General features: G+C 39.4%; 20 protein-coding genes. 17 read left to right on the top strand and 3 right to left on the bottom strand.

Features of this window, described 5'->3' with window-relative positions:
- Positions 1–75: 75 nt before the first annotated feature.
- Positions 76–351, bottom strand: a complete 276-nt coding sequence (locus tag SH603_RS07050) for an acylphosphatase (RefSeq protein WP_078009292.1) — start codon at positions 349–351, stop codon at positions 76–78.
- A gap of 98 nt (positions 352–449) precedes the next feature.
- Here SH603_RS07050 and SH603_RS07045 point away from each other — a divergent pair, with 98 nt between their 5' ends.
- From SH603_RS07045 to SH603_RS07005, 9 genes are all read left to right on the top strand, one after another.
- Complete coding sequence (locus tag SH603_RS07045; protein ID WP_169471860.1) at positions 450–1,226, top strand: TrmH family RNA methyltransferase; 777 nt, start codon at positions 450–452, stop codon at positions 1,224–1,226.
- Between the two features lie 64 nt (positions 1,227–1,290).
- Positions 1,291–1,797 (top strand): HD domain-containing protein, encoded by a 507-nt coding sequence (locus tag SH603_RS07040; RefSeq protein WP_078009294.1) that lies wholly within the window; start codon positions 1,291–1,293, stop codon positions 1,795–1,797.
- Between the two features lie 20 nt (positions 1,798–1,817).
- Positions 1,818–2,156 carry a winged helix-turn-helix transcriptional regulator gene (locus tag SH603_RS07035; protein WP_003664081.1) on the top strand — a complete coding sequence of 113 codons (339 nt, stop codon included), beginning with the start codon at positions 1,818–1,820 and terminating at the stop codon, positions 2,154–2,156.
- Between the two features lie 292 nt (positions 2,157–2,448).
- Positions 2,449–3,495, top strand: coding sequence for a phenylalanine--tRNA ligase subunit alpha (pheS, locus tag SH603_RS07030; protein ID WP_169473176.1), 1,047 nt, complete (start codon positions 2,449–2,451; stop codon positions 3,493–3,495).
- 6 nt (positions 3,496–3,501) lie between these two features.
- Entirely contained in the window at positions 3,502–5,919 is a 2,418-nt protein-coding gene (pheT, locus tag SH603_RS07025) for a phenylalanine--tRNA ligase subunit beta (protein WP_321533719.1), read from the top strand.
- A gap of 185 nt (positions 5,920–6,104) precedes the next feature.
- On the top strand, positions 6,105–6,743 hold the full coding sequence (locus SH603_RS07020; RefSeq protein WP_169473043.1) for a C40 family peptidase: 639 nt from the start codon (positions 6,105–6,107) through the stop codon (positions 6,741–6,743).
- 111 nt (positions 6,744–6,854) lie between these two features.
- Positions 6,855–7,511 (top strand): uridine kinase, encoded by a 657-nt coding sequence (udk, locus tag SH603_RS07015; RefSeq protein ID WP_169471856.1) that lies wholly within the window; start codon positions 6,855–6,857, stop codon positions 7,509–7,511.
- Between the two features lie 63 nt (positions 7,512–7,574).
- Entirely contained in the window at positions 7,575–8,051 is a 477-nt protein-coding gene (gene greA, locus SH603_RS07010; protein ID WP_085678820.1) for a transcription elongation factor GreA, read from the top strand.
- Between the two features lie 132 nt (positions 8,052–8,183).
- Positions 8,184–8,573 carry a HesB/YadR/YfhF family protein gene (locus SH603_RS07005; RefSeq protein ID WP_085678817.1) on the top strand — a complete coding sequence of 130 codons (390 nt, stop codon included), beginning with the start codon at positions 8,184–8,186 and terminating at the stop codon, positions 8,571–8,573.
- 69 nt (positions 8,574–8,642) lie between these two features.
- Here SH603_RS07005 and SH603_RS07000 read toward each other — a convergent pair whose 3' ends face one another.
- On the bottom strand, positions 8,643–11,258 hold the full coding sequence (locus SH603_RS07000) for a YfhO family protein (RefSeq protein ID WP_321533718.1): 2,616 nt from the start codon (positions 11,256–11,258) through the stop codon (positions 8,643–8,645).
- Positions 11,259–11,467: 209 nt separating this feature from the next.
- On the opposite strand from SH603_RS07000, the gene SH603_RS06995 reads away from it, so the two are divergent.
- The 7 genes from SH603_RS06995 to SH603_RS06965 all read left to right on the top strand — a co-directional run bounded on the left by SH603_RS06995 (position 11,468) and on the right by SH603_RS06965 (position 16,885).
- Positions 11,468–13,567 carry a peptidoglycan D,D-transpeptidase FtsI family protein gene (locus SH603_RS06995; protein ID WP_169478263.1) on the top strand — a complete coding sequence of 700 codons (2,100 nt, stop codon included), beginning with the start codon at positions 11,468–11,470 and terminating at the stop codon, positions 13,565–13,567.
- Positions 13,568–13,705: 138 nt separating this feature from the next.
- Positions 13,706–13,855, top strand: a complete 150-nt coding sequence (gene rpmG / locus SH603_RS06990) for a 50S ribosomal protein L33 (protein WP_003664049.1) — start codon at positions 13,706–13,708, stop codon at positions 13,853–13,855.
- Positions 13,856–13,992: 137 nt separating this feature from the next.
- Entirely contained in the window at positions 13,993–14,547 is a 555-nt protein-coding gene (locus tag SH603_RS06985; protein ID WP_035156916.1) for a 5-formyltetrahydrofolate cyclo-ligase, read from the top strand.
- A 3-nt stretch (positions 14,548–14,550) separates the two neighbouring features.
- Entirely contained in the window at positions 14,551–15,210 is a 660-nt protein-coding gene (locus SH603_RS06980; RefSeq protein ID WP_169473046.1) for a rhomboid family intramembrane serine protease, read from the top strand.
- Positions 15,211–15,216: 6 nt separating this feature from the next.
- Positions 15,217–15,456, top strand: a complete 240-nt coding sequence (locus SH603_RS06975; RefSeq protein WP_003668441.1) for a YqgQ family protein — start codon at positions 15,217–15,219, stop codon at positions 15,454–15,456.
- Positions 15,457–15,480: 24 nt separating this feature from the next.
- Entirely contained in the window at positions 15,481–16,452 is a 972-nt protein-coding gene (locus SH603_RS06970) for an ROK family glucokinase (RefSeq protein ID WP_321533717.1), read from the top strand.
- A 13-nt stretch (positions 16,453–16,465) separates the two neighbouring features.
- The gene (locus SH603_RS06965) at positions 16,466–16,885 is read left to right on the top strand and encodes a rhodanese-like domain-containing protein (RefSeq protein WP_003672480.1); all 420 of its coding nucleotides are present in this window, start codon (positions 16,466–16,468) and stop codon (positions 16,883–16,885) included.
- A gap of 163 nt (positions 16,886–17,048) precedes the next feature.
- Here the strand turns inward: SH603_RS06965 and SH603_RS06960 are convergent, their stop codons facing one another.
- Positions 17,049–17,225 carry a DUF3042 family protein gene (locus SH603_RS06960; protein WP_003664039.1) on the bottom strand — a complete coding sequence of 59 codons (177 nt, stop codon included), beginning with the start codon at positions 17,223–17,225 and terminating at the stop codon, positions 17,049–17,051.
- Positions 17,226–17,339: 114 nt separating this feature from the next.
- On the opposite strand from SH603_RS06960, the gene miaA reads away from it, so the two are divergent.
- On the top strand, positions 17,340–18,263 hold the full coding sequence (gene miaA / locus SH603_RS06955; protein WP_035156911.1) for a tRNA (adenosine(37)-N6)-dimethylallyltransferase MiaA: 924 nt from the start codon (positions 17,340–17,342) through the stop codon (positions 18,261–18,263).
- Position 18,264 lies beyond the last annotated feature (1 nt).

Here is an 18,264-nt window from a genome sequence, read left to right as displayed (position 1 = left end):
TTCTTTGTATATTAATTACGTTAATAGTACGTATTTTACTCTATTCAGGAATTGAATTCTACCGCTAATCGCGAACTAATGCGTGATTTGAAATGAATGATGGTAGTTTTGCAGGCTTCCTTCGATGATTTTAACCTTAGTAATTCGAGCATAAGGAGTGGGTCCAGCTTTAATTTTAGAGATTAATTGTTTAACAATCTCAATGGGACCCTGCAATTCACAATAAACGCTCCCATCATGCTTATTCATAACGATCCCTTCTATTTCTGCTTGTTGTGCCAACTGATAGACGCTCCAGCGGAATCCAACTCCTTGAACGCGTCCAGTAATGGTAAGATGATAATTAACCATAATTAAAACTCCTTAATGAAAACTTATTATTAGTTAATAACAATTGTACAACAGGAACATGGTATAATTTAATTAACAAGAAGGAGCATGCAAAATATATGGAACAATTAACATCAATTCATAATCAGCACGTTAAAGATTGGAAGAAGCTGCAAACCAAAAAAGCACGGCGTCAGACTGGTACTTACCTGTTAGACGGCTGGCACTTAGTTCAAGAGGCATCCAAAGCTGGAATCGAGCTCTTAGAAGTAGTCGGAACAGCTGAACAATTAGCTGCCCATCCAGAGCTTGAAGGAATGGCTAATGCAACCTATGAAGTTACTGAAGAGATCATGAAGCATATTACTGATACGGTAACGCCTCAAGGGATTGCCGCGGTTGTTGCTTTACCAGATTCTCATCGTTTACCAGCAGGGCCATTGCATGGGGCATGGCTTTTCCTCGACCGGGTTCAAGATCCAGGAAACGTGGGGACAATGGTGCGGACAGCAGATGCCGCTGGGTTTACTGGAGTAGTAGTTGGACAACGCTCAGCAGACTTATTTGGTCCCAAAGTTGTTCGCTCAATGCAAGGAAGTCAATTTCACCTTCAAATGTTTGAGGGTGACTTAAGAAAGTGGATTGATGATTTTAAATCAATCAATGCTCCGGTGTATGGAACGCAACTGAATCCCCAAGCCAAAAACTTCCGGACTGTTGATCCTGGTGATACTTTTGCCTTAATTATGGGCAATGAAGGGCAGGGGATGAGCGACGATCTTCTTTCACAAACAACTGATAATCTCTATATTCCAATGCATGGTGAAGCCGAATCGCTTAACGTCGCTATTTCTGCAGGAATTTTAATGTTTCAGCTTAATCAAAATCTAGATTAAATTAATTTATTTTCTCGTTAAAATCGTGTATGATAATTGCAATAATATAGAAAAGGGGTATTACATGAAATCAAAAAATGAATGGCGCACCGATAAAGAGTATGTTTCAATCGTTGCCGATCTTTTAGCCCAGCCAGCTGTCCAAAAGCTAGCGAACTATACTCAGCATCATCACTCTACCCGCCTGCAACATTCTATTGCGGTTTCGTATGATAGCTACAAAATTGCTAAAAAAATGCATCTTGATTATCGCAGTACTGCGCGGGCAGGTCTCTTGCATGATCTCTTTTATTATGATTGGCGGACGACTAAGTTTAATTTAGGAACCCATGCATTTATTCATCCCCGAGTTGCATTACGCAATGCTGAAAAGCTAACCCCGTTAAATAAAAAAGAAAAGGATATTATCCTTAAGCATATGTTTGGCGCAACGTTGGCAGTGCCACGCTATCCGGAGAGTTTAATTGTATCGCTAGTTGATGATTTCGAAGCAGAGCATGAATTCTTTGGCCCGCTACGTGCAAAGATGCGTCGAAAGATTAAGAAACGTCGAATGCAAACAACTTGGTAGAGGAGAAGGAGAGTTAAATTATGGAACAATTAGTAGCAGAAAAGGCACTTGATGAAGACTGTAAACTTTGTCCAAAATTTACACGTACGTTTATGATCTTGGGAAAGAAATGGAACGGATTAATCATTGAAGTACTACTTAAAAATGGCAACATGCGATTTAAGGATATTGCCAGTAGCATTGCAAAGTGCAGCGATCGAGTTTTATGTGAACGATTAAAAGAACTCGAAGACGAACAAATTGTTATTCGTAACACTTACGAAGGTTCTAGTCGGGTAGATTATTCTTTGACTGAACGTGGTCAAGAATTGCGCCCAGTCATGGAAGCTGTTCATGCATGGAGTGACAAGTGGATTTAAAATAACGCTTGACGCCTTACAGATGATTGTCTAGAATATGTAATTGAATTAAAAGCGATGATGAGAGCTAGTAGCTAGACGATCCTGTTAGAGAGTTGCAACCATGAGCTGAGAATTGCAATCAGTGATCTAAGGCGAATTTCACTTTCGGAGCTGATACGTAATGGTATTCCGGCCAATCACCGTTATTGATTATTTGAGTGTGTAGGATTTGTTCCTACAAACTAGGGTGGTACCGCGAAGCCTCGTCCCTATATTGGGATGAGGCTTTTTTGAATTAAGGAGTGAAAATATGGGACTAAGAGAGAAATTAGCCGAACTTCGTGAAGAAGGATTGCAAGATATTAAACAATCAGAGGATTTAAAGCGAATTAATGAAATCCGCGTCAAGATGCTGGGAAAGAAGGGACCGATTACTTCAGTTCTTCGGGGCATGCGTGATCTTAGTGCTGAAGAACGTCCTAAAGTAGGGCAATTTGCTAACAAGGTGCGGGATGAATTATCAGCTGCGATTGAAGAAAAGCGTGCTGAGCTAGAACAGGCCGCCATGAATGCTAAGTTAGCAGCCCAAACAATTGATGTTACTCTTCCTGGAACACCAGTAGCACAAGGGCAACCCCATGTTATTCAACAAATCATTGACCAAGTTGTGGACTTGTTTGTATCAATGGGGTATGAAGTAGCAGTTGGGGATGAAGTTGAACAAGAAGTTTATAACTTTGAAAAGTTAAACTTGCCAAAGGATCACCCAGCTCGTGACATGCAAGATACATTTTATGTTACGCCATCTGTTTTGATGCGGACCCAAACGTCACCAATGCAAGCACGGATGCTCGAAAAACATGATTTTAGTCAAGGCCCACTAAAGATGATTTCACCAGGTAAGGTTTACCGGCGTGATACTGATGATGCAACTCACAGTCACCAATTCCACCAAATTGAAGGGATGGTTGTTGGTAAAAATATTACCATGGCTGATTTGAAGGGAACTCTTGAGGCCGTTGCTCAAAAACTTTTCGGTGACAAGTTAAAGGTTCGCTTGCGACCAAGTTACTTCCCATTTACTGAACCATCAGTTGAGGCAGATATTACTTGTTTCAACTGCCTTGGCAAGGGTTGTGCAATTTGTAAACAAACTGGTTGGATTGAAGTTCTTGGTGCCGGAATGGTTCATCCAAATGTGCTTAAGATGTCAGGCGTTGATCCAGAAGAATACGGCGGTTTTGCCTTTGGACTTGGACCAGATCGTTTTGCCATGCTGAAGTACGGTGTTGATGATATCCGTAACTTCTACCAAAATGATGTCCGCTTCCTTAACCAATTTGACCAGAAAGGATAATGTGAAATGAAAGTATCATATCAATGGCTTCAAGAATACCTTGATTTAGACGTTGCCCCTCAAGATTTAGCTGAAAAGATTGCTCGTACCTCTGTGGACATTAATGACGTTTACTCACTGAGCGACGGATTAAAAAAGATTGTTGTTGGGGAAGTAGTAAAATGTGAAAATCACCCTGACTCAGACCACCTTCATGTTTGTCAAGTTGATGTTGGCGAAGAAGAACCGATTCAAATTGTTTGTGGTGCCCCGAACGTCCAAGAAGGTAAAAAGGTAATCGTAGCCCTTCACGGTGCGCGAATTGCTGATAACCAAAAGATTAAGCGTGGCAAGATTCGCGGTGTTGAGTCAAATGGAATGCTTTGTGCTCTTCAAGAAATTGGCTTTAGCGACAAGATTGCGCCTAAAGATTACGAAGATGGTATCTACTTCTTACCAGATGATGCTAAAAATGGTGATCCCGTATTTAAGTACTTAGGAATGGACGATACGATCATCGATACAGACGTAACTCCTAACCGTGGAGATATGCTTAGTATTTATGGAAATGTTAATGATATCGCTGCCTTTTACGGGTTAAAGCCACATTTTAAGGAAATTACGATTAAAGAAGAAGGTACTGAAAAGACCACGGATTTTCTTCAAGCAGAAATTAATGATACTAAGATTGCACCAACTTATAAATTACGGGTAATCAAAGGCGTTAAAATTGCCGAAAGTCCATTATGGCTTCAAATTCGCTTATGGAATAGTGGTATTCGTCCTGTAAATAATGTTGTGGATGTGACTAACTATGTCCTTCTTAAATATGGTCAACCACTCCACAGTTATGATTATGATCAATTATCTGGTAAAAACTTTGGGGTTCGCCACGCTAATGAAGGTGAAAAGTTTATTACATTAGACGGGGATGAACAAACCTTAAAAGCAAATGATATTGTTGTAACTGTCGATGATCATCCAGTTGCGCTTGCGGGAACGATGGGTGGAGAAGGAACTGCAGTAAGTGATGATACGACAACTGTTGCCATTGAAGCAGCCATTTTTGATCCAGTAATGGTCCGGAAGCAAGCCCGGCGCTTAGATCTTCATAGTGAATCCTCAATGCGGTTTGAACGTGGAATCAATCCAGCAACCGTTGAAACCGCATTGAATGAAGCAGCCGAAATGATTAAGGAGCTTGCTGGGGGAACGATTACTGCTGGAATTGTTACTGGTAGTGAAGCGCCAGCAGTTGATACCCCAATCAAACTATCCCTTGCGAAGATTAATCATGTTCTGGGAACTTCATTAACCATGGAACAAGTTACTGACATTTTTGATCGCTTGGCATTTGCTTACACTGTTGATGATGACGATCAATTAACAGTGATTGCTCCAGCACGGCGGTGGGATATTAGCCTGGCAGCTGATCTTTATGAAGAAATTGCGCGGATTTATGGTTATGATAACTTACCGTCTACTTTACCAACGATGACGCGTAACCGGGGAGGACTTACTCCACGTCAACGGTTTATTCGGGCAAGTCGTCATGATCTCGAAGGAATGGGCTTAACTCAAGCAATTAGTTATTCCTTAACAACTGTTGAGAAGGCTAAGCAGTTCCAAATTAAGCCACTTGCTGAACCAATGAAACTTGACTTCCCAATGAGTTCGGACCATGTAGCTACCCGGATGAATATTGTTAGCGGCTTGCTTAATGATATTGCTTACAACGTGGCGCGGAATGTTGATAACGTAGCACTATATGAAGAAGGCCGGGTATTCTTGCCGATGGGGGATGAACGTCCAGTAGAACAAGAACACCTTGCAGCAGCGGTCACTGGTCAAATGGTAGCTAATAGCTGGAATAAGAAGGATCAACCGGTTGATTTCTTCCAACTAAAGGGGATCGTTGAACGTTACCTTAAGAATATGGGAATTGCTGGTAAGGTTGCTTATGTTTCAACTAGTGATCGGCCAGAAATGCATCCAGGACGAACAGCCGATATTACGGTTGATGACCAATTAGTTGGCTTCATTGGTCAAGTTCACCCACAAACTGCTAAGGAATACAAGATTCCAGAAACATACGTATTTGAATTAAATCTAGAATCATTACTAGCTGCATCAAAGATTGAAAATGAATATACACCTATTAGTAAGTATCCTTCAATCACTCGCGATATTGCTCTCTTGGTTGATGATGATGTTGAAAATGCAACAATTGTAGAGGCAATTAAGCAAAAGGGTGGTGCTTACCTTAAGGACATTCACCTATTTGATGTTTATGCTGGTTCTCACCTTCCTGCTGGCAAGAAGTCATTAGCTTACACCTTAACTTATCAAGATGATAAAGGAACGTTAACTGAAGACCAAGTAAACACGGCCTTTGATAAGGTTACTGCTTATTTGCAAGATAAGGTTGATGCAGAAATTCGTTAAAAATTAAAAGGGCCGAAACTTTTCGGCCTTTTTTAGTGCAAATAATTATTTTTTACGTATTTATATTATAGGGCTAATCACTAAACTAATAATTAGTGGTTGAAGCGCTGAAAATTTTCTGCTATTTTATTAATAGTTTGATAATAAAATAATGATATTTAATATAAAGAGGGATAAACGAAATAATGAAATCAACAACAAAGAAAATTCTTGCATCGTCGTTAGGGGTAGCTGGCGCAATGGCAATGGGCACTGTAACTGCAAAGGCTGATACGACTATTACGGTCAATGCTGGCGATAGTTTGAATGGGATTGCTCAAAAGTATAATGTTAATGCGGATGATATTGCAACCGCTAATCACTTGCAAAATAAAGAGTTGATTTTTGTGGGACAAAAGTTGACAATTCCAACCAAAGATAAAAATGAAACACCTGCTAATAATGCTGAGAAAAAAGATCAAGCTAGCAAGAACAGTCAAAGTCTGCAAGATTCTGTTAACAAGGCAATGTCTTATTTAGGAACCCCTTATGTATGGGGTGGTAATAAGCCAGGCGGATTTGATTGTTCTGGGTTGGTTCAATATTGTTACGGTATTCCACAACGGACGACGTATGAACAACAAGCTTTAGGACCACATATTCACGATAATGTTTTAAACGCGCCATATGGAGCCCTTATTTTTTATGGTTCTGATGATGCGCCATATCACGTTGCCATTTCACTTGGGGATGGTCGGATTATTCAAGCGCCAAATGAAAATGAAACAGTTAAAATTACTGACCAACAATACTTCCCTGGAAATTACTATGTTGTGATGCATTAATATTCCCTTTCACCTCACCTTTAATAATTTAAATTAGTAATTATCTTGCGCATCACAAAAGAGTGCTATATACTATTTCAGATTAGAAAGTTTTATGAGGGAGACAAATTGATGAGTATTCAACAGAATAAGCGTCCAGTAGTTATTGGTGTTACAGGTGGTTCCGGTAGTGGAAAGACAACGGTAAGTAATAAAATCTATGACCAATTGCATGGGCAAGCGATCCAGATTATTAACCAAGATACTTACTATAATGATCAGTCAGATATGACAATGGATGAACGTAAAGCAGTAAATTATGATCATCCACTTGCATTTGATACCAATTTTTTAATTAAGCAACTAACGGATTTGCGAAGTAATAAGGCTATTGAGATGCCGGTATATGACTATGCACAATATACACGTTCAGACAAAACCGTTCATGTAGAACCAACCGATGTTATTATTTTGGAAGGAATCTTAATTCTTGATGATGAGCGTTTACGTGATTTAATGGATATTAAGGTTTACGTTGATACAGATGATGACATTCGGATTATTCGCCGGATTCAACGTGATATGGTAGAGCGTGGACGGTCTCTTGATTCAATTATTACGCAATATTTAGCTACGGTTAAGCCAATGTACCATCAATTTGTTGAACCAACTAAACGCTACGCTGACATTATTGTGCCAGAAGGTGGCGAAAACCAAGTTGCAATTGACCTATTGTCTACAAAGATCCGTGATATTTTGGTAAAACGTGGACATACGGAATTACAATAGGTATTTACAAGCTGAAGTAGAAATGGTAATGTTGCACTGGATAAATTATGAGGAGTGTTTATAATGGCTGAAGAAAAAACTTTTCCAATGACCCTTGAAGGGAAGAAAAAGCTTGAAGATGAACTTGAAGAATATCGCTTGAAGCGTCGACCAGAAGTTATTAAGCGGATAAAGATTGCTCGTAGTTATGGTGATTTATCTGAAAACTCAGAATATGAATCAGCAAAAGACGAACAAGCAATGGTTGAAAGCCGGATTGCTCAAATTGAAAACATGCTTCAATATGCTGAAATTATCGATAATGAAGATGTCGATAAGGATGAAGTATCCATGGGACGGACAATTACTATTCAAGAATTGCCAGATGAAGAACCAGAAGAATACCAAATTGTTGGTGAATCAGAATCTGATCCATTCAATGGTAAGATTTCTAATGAATCTCCAATGGCAAAGGGTCTCTTAGGACACAAAGTCGGTGAAGTTGTCGATGTTGACGTTCCAAATGGGACAATCAAGTTAAAGATTATCAAGGTTGATTAATTAAAATAATTTAAGCGAGATCGAGGAATGTAGTGAATTTCTCAATCTCGCTTTTCTTATTGGTATTATTTTTCTACTATGCTATAGTAAGGTGTATGAAAGCGATATCACTGAACGTTGGAGGGAATAAAAATGAAATTGATTATTACTGATGCTGCAAGTCAATGGTTTCGTGACGAAATGGGATTAGAATCGGGAAATGGAATAAAGTTTTACGGTAAAACTTATGGTCAAACTGAAGTCCATCATGGTTTTTCACAAGGATTCACTCGTGAAGATAAACCAGTTGATCCAATTTTAGAGGTTAAAAAGGATGGTATTAACTATCACATTGATTCGCTAGATGAGTGGTTCTTTAAGGATCTTATAACTACTGTTGACTATGATCCGCAAGCCGACGGACCGGTTTTTCATTTTCAACATGAAGATGGCGATACACCTGACGTAGCTGGATTTGTTAATGACGCTGATGACCATTCCGATAATAAGGCTGATGCCTCTACTGGAGCATCTCAGCATTAATTTTTTATATAGCGAAAAAGCTCTTTAGCATAAACTATTCTAATGATAGTATGCTAAAGAGCTTTATTGTTAATCAAACATTGTCCTTGTTTGATGTTCTTTCTTAACCCACCAACCAGTTAAACCGAGACTTATAACTGTAATTATAAGCCCGAGAATGAGAAACGGTGGCCGATAATAAAATTCAACCCGATGCTTTCCGGGACTCATTGGAATAGCCATAAACGTATTAAGCACGGTTTGTGGAGTAGTAGACTTACCATCTACTTTAACGTGCCAACCCTTGGCAGCAGGAATAGTAGTCATCAATACTCGCTGATTACGCTGGAGATTGACTGTACCAACGATCCGATTACTACGGTATGAACTAATCTTTAAGGGAGATTCTTGGAGAGTCTTTAAGCTGGCCATAAATGGTCGTTGCTTTAGTTGATAGATACTAACGTTTTGCATCCAAAGTGTAGCTTTCTTTAGTTGCAAATTGACAAGGACTTTTTGCCCTTTTTGATCATGAGCAACGTTGATTACTACCGTATTACGAAAGGTGTCATATTGGGTGAATTTTTTGTTATTCATCGTAATTGTGGCATTATCCTCAACGTTTGGTCCGAGTGTTAAGTAGTAAGAATCGTTGGTTGGCGGAATAAATTCTAGCTGAACTAATGCTGGTTTAAGCAGGTTTTGCTTTCTAAAGATCGTGCCAGTAATTTGCTTAGCACTTTGAACATTATTGAATTTAACGGAATTAAAGTTTTGAACGGCAAATAATGAATGAAGTGTTGGACGACCGGCAAGCGTTTGGAAAATCTGTGACTGATAGTTTAACGGATCCATTGTTGTCCGTTGAAGGTGAAGGATGGCGGCATTAGCTCCAAATGCGATCGGAAGAACATTTGGATTCTCACGGAGATTGACTGCCGAAGTTGATCCTACTAATGGGTAACTGTACCAATCAGGACGGAAACCTGATAGGGGTAATGCCTGTCCGGCTGACGTATTCCGAGCATTCATAGTGTATTTGTAACCAAGAAGCGCATCACTCACTTGAGTTCCATTAGTATACGTAACAAAACCATCCCCATCTGGCTGCCCAATTGCACCCATGAAGGCTGGAATTGGCGGTTCTAGAGTCGAACCAAAGTGGTCACCAGAATTAAAGTCTGCTTGAAAGGGATCATCTTTCGTGCGCATAAAAGTTTTGGCAACGCGGTAGAAACCTGGATCATGTTTCTTTAGTTTTTCTATACTTTTATCAAGAGCGATAGTGTAGTTGCCAAATTCAGGTTGTGAAACGTAAGAGATCTTATTAAGCGCCGTGTACCCACTCATAGAAATATCACAGACAGCAAGGAGAACAAGAAGCGCATCGTATAAGCGCGGTGAATTTGTTTGGGGAATACAAAGACAGCTAACAGCGATCAGCGCAAAGCATAAGCCGATATTCCGTTGATTGTTATTAATATACGATAAGTTAAGCGTACCAACATACCAGTAAATTGCGATAATAAGCAACGTCAGGATAAGTGCACTGCGCTTTTTTATTTTGAAATCAGGTTGAAGCACTTTAGCTGCAAGATAGATGCACCAGAAAGAGAAAAGGTAGGAAAAACGATAAGGGTACCAAACTGGAAACTGTCCGGCATGCCATAAAAGATCTAATGGTTCGTAACAGAATGAGAAAATAAAGAAAATAGAAATGGCTGCCCCAATTAAACGACGACGAAGGTCAAAGCGATTATTGAAGAAGTAGAGACAAGCGCCGAGCATTAATAGCATTCCGATATAAATGTTAGGCTGACCACTTGGCATTTGATTAAAATTAAATGATCCGGGGACAAGTTTCCCAAGCATTTTAGGAGCAAAGTACTCAAAACGGCTGTGAATCTTGGTCTCAGTATACGTCCCTTTACTCTGCATTAAGGCGTAGAAAGTGGGCAATAAAATGACTGCTGAAATACCTGCCGCCAGCAATGAGCTGCCGAGATAGCGGAGAAAAATTACTCCCCGTTGTCGCCATGAGGCTAACGCTGGTGTTTGCCAGAGGAAAAATAGAATAGTAAAGATGGCAATCATCCAGCCCATATAATAATTATCAACCAGCATTACGGCTAGCCAAGAGATATAAGTTCCAACTCGATTTTGGTAAATAAGTTTGAGAAGGCCCCAAATAATTAACGGCAAAAGTATTAAAGCATCTTGCCAAATCATATTTAATTGGTTGGCAATCATCCAGCCATTCATTGAGTAGACTGTACTGAATGCTAAAATTCGCCACCCCTGTTGTAGCTCAGTTTTTTGCATTAACCAGGCAAAACTCAATCCCGCTAGACCGTATCGAACGAGTGTAACGATGGTTATCCCAGTTGCAAGGTGTTGAGCAGGGAAGAATAACAAAATTAAGTTTAATGGACTTAGCAAGTAATACGCATTAGTTCCAAACATTTCGCCACCCAGCCCTTTGCTAAACGAATAAAAGAAACTGCTAGGATGGTGGAGAATAGTATTTCGAAGGTAACTGAAAAAATCGACATATTGTTGACCAAGATCAACGGTTAATAAACTGCTTTTGCCAAAGGGAGTCATTTGACGATATGCAAAATAGCAGGCCATCAAAATAACTGGTAGCAGGAAGCTTGCAATCAAAATTTTGCGTCGATATAAACGATGATGTTGATATAAAAACACAGCAAAATTCTCCTTCTCTCAATTAAATAGACACATCCACATTATCATATCCTTTTTTAAAATGATATTCATTACTATTGTTCATTAAATTTCATTAAATCATTGGAATAAATTCTTCATTTCTTATAAAATAAAGAGTATTATTTTCACGTTAGTAGTGGTAACTATCTGTTAAAGCAGGTAATTTTTGTTAAAATAGATTCACTACGATGAAGGAGAATTATAAAACTGTGAAATTCTTTGATCGAATAATGAACTTATTTGGTTCACGTACCAAAAAGCGTCAAAATGCGCAGTCAATTATTCCATTCCGGCTGAACATGCTATTATGGATTGTTGGTATTTTGTTATTAGCGTTAACTATTCGACTGTTTTATCTTCAAGTTCTGCAAGGAACATCATTTAAAGCGGAAGTAAAGCGATCAGATACAACAACGCAGACGAATAATGTACAACGGGGGATGATTTATGATTCACAAGGGAATGTTCTTGTTGGTAATCAAACTCATCAAGCCATTACCTATACTAAAGGGGCCAATGTAACTACTGATCAGCTCTATCAGATTGCTAATCGTTTAGGAAAATATGTGTCTGTTTCTAATAAAAATTCGCGCTTAACTGATCGAAATGAAGAGGATTATTACCTTGCTGATAAAGAGCGGCTTAAGAGTGTTTTGAAACATGTTAAGACTTCAGATGCCGATTCTGAAGATACTAAATATAATAAAGCTCTCGAATATTTGAGCAAGCATCCTGATTCATGGGAACTTACAGATCAGCAAAAGAATAATGCTCGAATTTATGCGGCAATGAGTGGAGCATATTCCCTTTCGACAACTTATATTAAAGAAACGGGTGTTAGTGCTAAAGAGCTTGCAGCAGTTGGAGAACACTTGAATGAAATGCCAGGGGTAAAGATTGGAACGTCTTGGACTCGTAATTACCCCCAAGGTACAGATATTCAATCGTTAACAGGAACTGTCTCAACTACTGGTTTACCAAGTGATGAAGTTAACTCATTGCTTGCTCAAGGATATTCTCGAAATGATAGCGTTGGACAAAGTTATCTGGAAAAACAGTTCCAATCAACTTTAGCTGGTTCGAAGTCACAAACTGAAGTTACTACTAACGGAAATGATGTAACTAAAGAAAAGACTAAGTACCCTGGTAAGAAGGGTGATAACCTTGTATTAACGATTAATTCAAAGTTCCAAAAGCAAGTTCAATCGATTTTGAAAAACAATTACTCAGCTGCCGGAAACCAGTATTCCACTGGGGTATATGCAGTAGTAATGAATCCAAATACCGGTGCAATTTATGCGATGGCAGGAATTGACCGTGACCCAGCAACAGGTAAAGAAACCCCTGATGAAATTGGTGCTATCAACCACCCAATTACGATGGGTTCAGTTGTAAAGCCGGCGATGGTCATGGGGGCATTAATGGATGGTGTAATTACGCCAACCAATAATACCTTAACTGATATGCCGATTAAGCTTGCCGGCACTTCATCTAAGGGATCATGGTTTAACCATGGTGGATCAGCAAATATGGCAATTAATGCAGCAACGGCCCTTGAAGTTTCTTCCAACTCCTACATGATGCAACTGCTCATGAAAGAAGCGGGGATGAAATATACACCAAACGCGCAAATTACGATGAAGCCAAGTATTTTTGCTAAAGCGCGGGGTTACTTCAACATGTTTGGACTAGGGGTTAAAACTGGAATCGACTTGCCTGGTGAAACAAGCGGTTATACAGGACCTGCTGACCAAAAGCATATCGGTTCAGCACTTGACTTGTCATATGGTAACTATGATGGTTATACTTTGATTCAACTTGCCCAATATATGTCTACTATTGCTAACGGTGGTAACCGGATGCGTCCATACATTGTTAAAGAAATCCGTGGTACGAAAGCCAATGGTCAACTTGGTGCCGTTGAATATACAACAAAGCCCCAAGTTCAATTAACCATTCCTGCTTCTAAAGCTGACTTTGATGTCGTTAAACAAGGGCTTTATCAAGTGGTTCATGGTTCTAACCGTTATGTTACTGGTAAAGCGTTGGCATCTGTTAAACCATCAGTATCTGGTAAGACAGGGACTGCCGAAACCTACTACAAGTCACACTCAACAACTACGCTAAGTTTTGCTGGATTTGCGCCATCTGATAATCCACAAGTTGTAGTCGCTTTGGCTATTCCAGGAGCTTCAAATTCCGATGGTGGTGCCAACCTGACAATGGCAAAACAAATTTTTGAAGCCTACTGGAAGACTGTTCAGAGTCCTAAGGGTTTTGGTGACTAACGAAACTGTCAAGGAAATTTCCTTAACAAACTTTGATAAATTACTAGCCAAATAGAAGAATAAATGATATAGTTGTACGAGTTAGGGTTACGATAAATAACCACGTTAAATAAAAGAAATAGTTTGGAGGTCAAAATAATGCGTGTCAACATTACACTTGAATGTACTTCATGCCACGAGCGGACTTACTTAACTAGCAAGAACCGTCGTCATAACCCAGATCGTCTTGAATTAAACAAGTACTGTCCACGGGAACAAAAGGTTACATTACATCGGGAAACTAAGTAATGACCATATAAAGGAGCTGGGAGACCGGCTCTTTTTATTTATTTTTATAAAAAAACGCTTGCATAAATTCACTCAAGCGGTGATAATAAAATCTGATACCGTTTGTTACTTCACTATAAAGGAGCGGTCATAACATAATGGCTTATTCAAAGAAAGAGTTACGACAAGCATATATTGCGCGCCTTCAACAATTAGATTTAAACACCCGTCTTTACGAAGAGCGAAAATTAGCATCTTTGCTATATGATCAACCTGAATGGACAGGGGCTAAGACAATTGCTGTTACTTTAAGTCAATCTTTTGAAATTGATACTGCACCTATTATCCTTCATGCGCGTCATAAGGGCCAACAGATTGTTGTTCCACGGACGCTGCCACATCGTCAAATGGAATTTGTTGAATTAAATGAAGATACCGATTTCGATGAGACGTCTTTTGGTATTTTAGAGCCACATGATGGCAAAGTTTATTCTCCAGATGAGATTGATTTGATGGTTGTTCCTGGAGTAGCCTTTACCGCATCTGGTAACAGGTTGGGCTTTGGTGGCGGTTATTATGATCGTTACCTAAAAAACTATAAGGGTCCTAAAGTTTCAATGGCATTGACAACGCAACTGGCTGAAGAAAACGAATGGGAACCAGAAGAATTCGATCAGCGGATAGATAAAGTGTTGTATTTACCGGAGATATAGAAGATGCGGACGCAGGGACTAAGATTAGCGCCCGTGACGCTTACCTTAATAATTTTTCAGATATTAGTTTATTGCTGGTTAGTTTATGCAGGTGGCTCAACTAATACAGTAACCCTCCTTAACATGGGTGCTCGTAGTACGCTCTTGATCAAGGGAGGTGAATGGTGGCGCTTAGTATCACCTGTGTTCCTTCATGTTGGTTTATCACACTTAGTAGTCAACAGCGTTACGCTTTTATATATCGGCCGTTATATTGAAGAATTTTTCGGTCATTGGCGAATGGTAGTCATCTACTTTGTCAGCGCGTTTTTTGGTAATCTTACTAGCGCGGTCTTCATGCCATCGACAGTTTCAGCTGGTGCTAGTACTGCTATTTTTGGATTATTTGGCGCATTTTTAATGTTGGGTGTTTGCTTTCACCATAATGTTATTGTTCGCGTCTTAAGTCGTACTTTTTTGTTATTTGTTATTATTAATATTGTGATGGATTTTTTCCTGTCAGGAGTTGACTTGGTAGGACACATTGGCGGCCTATTTGGTGGCTTTTTCATTGCATTTATTGTTGGTGCTCCCATGTTAGGAACTGTTGATTACCTAAAACGGTTGTTAAGTGGAGCTGTATTAACGGTAAGTTTGGTAATTTTGACTCTAGAATTGAAGTGATAATTTATGGCAATCGCCTCAAGAAACTACCGCACACTATACGATGTTCAGCAACTATTAAAAGAATTCAACGTGTTTGTATATGTGGGTAAACGACTGTATGATATTGAGTTAATGGCTATTGAGCTCGATAACCTCTATCAATCAGGAGTTGTAGATAACTCAACTTATACAAAAGCAAAGATTGTCTTGCGTAAAGAACATCGTGAAGAACAAACGAGAATTAAAAGGGGTAAACTGTATTAAACCTTACCCAGGAAAGGAATCATTATGGCTAAGAAATTAATTGGTGTTGACCTTGGTGGTACTACTATCAAGTTTGCAATTTTAACGGAGAACGGTGAGATTCAACAAAAGTGGTCTTTGCGGACTAACATTTTGGATGATGGTTCACACATTGTGCCAGACATCATTAACTCAATTAATCACCACCTTGATTTATACAAAATGTCTCGCGACCAATTTATTGGAATCGGAATGGGAACTCCCGGAACAATTGACCGTGAAAAGGGAACTGTTATTGGTGCCTACAACTTAAACTGGAAGACAACGCAAAACGTTAAAGAAGAGATTGAACAAGGCACTGGGATGCAATTTGCTCTTGATAACGATGCTAACGTTGCCGCACTTGGTGAACGTTGGAAGGGTGCTGGTAATGAAGGTGACGATGTTGCATTTATTACTTTAGGTACCGGTGTTGGTGGTGGACTTATCTCTAATGGTAAGCTTATCCACGGTGTTGTTGGTGCCGGTGGGGAAGTTGGTCACATGATTGTTAAGTCAGATGGATACCTTTGTACTTGTGGAAACCATGGATGTCTTGAACAATATGCATCTGCTACTGGAATTGTTCATATCGCTCAAGATAAGGCGGAAGAATATGAAGGTAACAGTCGTTTGAAGGCAATGATTGATAACGGTGATGAAATTACAGCCAAGATTGTCTTTGACCTTGCTAAGGAAAATGATTACCTTGCTAACACTGTTGTTGATGAAGTTTGCTTCTACCTTGGTTTGGCAACTGCCAACTTAAGTAACGCATTAAACCCTGAATACCTTGTTATCGGTGGTGGAGTTTCCGCAGCTGGTGAATTCCTTTTGAAGCGGGTAAAGCAAAACTTTGAAAAATTTGCCTTCCCAACAGTTCGGACTTCAACTCAATTGAAGTTAGCTGAATTAGGTAATGATGCTGGTGTTATCGGTGCTGCTTCATTAGCTCGTCAGTTTGTAAATGAAGATTAATTTGTAAGGGGAAATGATCGTGGTACTTGGAGTTAGCTCTGGCTTGATGATTCTTAATGCAGTCATTATAATCATCTTGTTAGTATGGATTTTTAGCTGGGCATTTCAGACTTACCGTCGAAAGAGATATGCAACTGTCCTTAGTCAAGATGACTTTAAGCAAGGAATGCGAAAAGCACAGGTTATCGACTTGCGACAAGAAAATGACTTTAAACAAGGACATATTCTTGGTGCACGTAACTTGCCTTATCCGTATCTTCGTCAACAATATGGCGAGTTGCGGAAGGACTTGCCAGTTTACTTATATGATGAAGGAATGACATTAAGTACCCAGGCCGCTGCATTTTTAGGTAAGCATGGGTATAACCACCTTTATATCTTAAAAGATGGTTATCGTGCATGGGACGGTAAGACTAAAAAGTCCAAGTATTAAGAAAAGTATCTTATATGCTTTTTGTCAGGATGGTTGATGATTCTAACCAATTATTTGCTAATGCTTAGAATCTAGCCTCTTGTGAATTTTAACCAATAAAAAAGAGGCTGGGAGAAAATTTTGTTTTCTCCCAGCCTCTCTGCTTTTTGAATCTTAAATGAAATTAAAGTTGGTGTGCTGAGCGGCCCTTACGGATAGCAGCTCGACGGTTTTGATCAAACTTCTCTTCTTCTTCTTCAGCTGGCTTAATGACAGTTTTATGGAAAGTAAGAACCCCGCTAGCAATGGCAGCAACTGTTGCTAAACTACCAACTAAAATACCTTTTGCTAATTGTTTCATAACATAAAACCTCCTCGAATTTATAGGCTACCTCCATTATGCAAGAATTAATGGCGTTTTACCAGTGAGAAGGACAAGTTTTAGCATAAAATTTATAAAAATTGGAGAGTTAAGATGAATAAAGTAATTGCAATTGTTGGCCCAACCGCTGTAGGAAAAACTGCGCTATCAATAAAATTGGCACATGAATTTGATGGGGAAGTAATTTCCGGTGATTCGATGCAAGTTTATCGCCACCTTGATATTGGGACGGCAAAAGTTACTCCCGAAGAAATGGGGGATGTGTCGCACCACCTCATTGATATCTGCAATATTGAGGAGCGCTTTTCTGCTGCCCGTTTTAAGAAACTTGCTGACCAAAAAATAGACGAAATAGCTCAACGTAATCATTTGCCGATCATTGCAGGCGGAACTGGATTTTATCTTCAAACATTAACGGATAACCTAGCATTGGGAAGTGATCAGTTTGATCAACAAACGCTCGAAATTCGTAACCATTGGAAAAAGGTTGCTGAAGAAAAGGGAGCCGAGTATGTTTGGGAACAATTAAACAAGTTAGATCCAGTGGCCAGCGCTCGGATTCCAAAGTCTAATACTCGTCGGGTTATCCGGGCTTTAGAGGTGATCAAGAAAACGGGTCAGTTATTTTCCAACCAGCCCCAGTTCAAAGCAACAAATGATTTTCTCTTAATTGGCCTGACTACTGAGCGCCCTGTTTTATATGACCGGATCAATAAACGAGTTGATTTAATGATTCAAAACGGCCTGTTAGAAGAAGCAAAATGGTTATTTGATCAAGGAGGAGAAGATCTGCCGGCAGGTAAGGGGATTGGTTACCATGAACTATTTCCTTATTTTCGTGGCGAGATTAGCCTTGACGAAGCAGTTGAGAAAATTAAGCAGGATTCTCGCCATTATGCCAAACGACAGTTAACGTGGTTTAGAAATAAGGCTGATACTCACTGGTTTGATATTTTGCGTCATCCTGATGATATTAATCAAATTAAGCAATTTATAAATGATTGGTTAAAAAAATAAA

The sequence above is a fragment of the Limosilactobacillus reuteri genome (assembly GCF_034259105.1).
GTDB classification, from domain to species: domain Bacteria; phylum Bacillota; class Bacilli; order Lactobacillales; family Lactobacillaceae; genus Limosilactobacillus; species Limosilactobacillus reuteri_G.
Note: the sequence above shows the minus strand (reverse complement) of the source record. Positions and strands in the feature narration are given on the sequence as shown.

Excerpts from the sequence above, each read along its gene's own strand:
- SH603_RS06980 (WP_169473046.1), top strand. The coding sequence starts at position 14,551 with ATGCGGACGCAGGGACTAAGATTAGCGCCCGTGACGCTTACCTTAATA.
- SH603_RS06995 (WP_169478263.1), top strand. The coding sequence starts at position 11,468 with ATGAAGGAGAATTATAAAACTGTGAAATTCTTTGATCGAATAATGAAC.
- SH603_RS06985 (WP_035156916.1), top strand. The coding sequence starts at position 13,993 with ATGGCTTATTCAAAGAAAGAGTTACGACAAGCATATATTGCGCGCCTT.
- SH603_RS07035 (WP_003664081.1), top strand. The coding sequence starts at position 1,818 with ATGGAACAATTAGTAGCAGAAAAGGCACTTGATGAAGACTGTAAACTT.
- SH603_RS07040 (WP_078009294.1), top strand. The coding sequence starts at position 1,291 with ATGAAATCAAAAAATGAATGGCGCACCGATAAAGAGTATGTTTCAATC.
- SH603_RS07005 (WP_085678817.1), top strand. The coding sequence starts at position 8,184 with ATGAAATTGATTATTACTGATGCTGCAAGTCAATGGTTTCGTGACGAA.
- miaA (WP_035156911.1), top strand. The coding sequence starts at position 17,340 with ATGAATAAAGTAATTGCAATTGTTGGCCCAACCGCTGTAGGAAAAACT.
- SH603_RS06965 (WP_003672480.1), top strand. The coding sequence starts at position 16,466 with ATGATCGTGGTACTTGGAGTTAGCTCTGGCTTGATGATTCTTAATGCA.
- rpmG (WP_003664049.1), top strand. The coding sequence starts at position 13,706 with ATGCGTGTCAACATTACACTTGAATGTACTTCATGCCACGAGCGGACT.
- udk (WP_169471856.1), top strand. The coding sequence starts at position 6,855 with ATGAGTATTCAACAGAATAAGCGTCCAGTAGTTATTGGTGTTACAGGT.
- SH603_RS06960 (WP_003664039.1), bottom strand. The coding sequence starts at position 17,225 with ATGAAACAATTAGCAAAAGGTATTTTAGTTGGTAGTTTAGCAACAGTT.
- pheT (WP_321533719.1), top strand. The coding sequence starts at position 3,502 with ATGAAAGTATCATATCAATGGCTTCAAGAATACCTTGATTTAGACGTT.
- SH603_RS06970 (WP_321533717.1), top strand. The coding sequence starts at position 15,481 with ATGGCTAAGAAATTAATTGGTGTTGACCTTGGTGGTACTACTATCAAG.
- greA (WP_085678820.1), top strand. The coding sequence starts at position 7,575 with ATGGCTGAAGAAAAAACTTTTCCAATGACCCTTGAAGGGAAGAAAAAG.
- SH603_RS06975 (WP_003668441.1), top strand. The coding sequence starts at position 15,217 with ATGGCAATCGCCTCAAGAAACTACCGCACACTATACGATGTTCAGCAA.
- SH603_RS07020 (WP_169473043.1), top strand. The coding sequence starts at position 6,105 with ATGAAATCAACAACAAAGAAAATTCTTGCATCGTCGTTAGGGGTAGCT.
- SH603_RS07045 (WP_169471860.1), top strand. The coding sequence starts at position 450 with ATGGAACAATTAACATCAATTCATAATCAGCACGTTAAAGATTGGAAG.
- pheS (WP_169473176.1), top strand. The coding sequence starts at position 2,449 with ATGGGACTAAGAGAGAAATTAGCCGAACTTCGTGAAGAAGGATTGCAA.
- SH603_RS07050 (WP_078009292.1), bottom strand. The coding sequence starts at position 351 with ATGGTTAATTATCATCTTACCATTACTGGACGCGTTCAAGGAGTTGGA.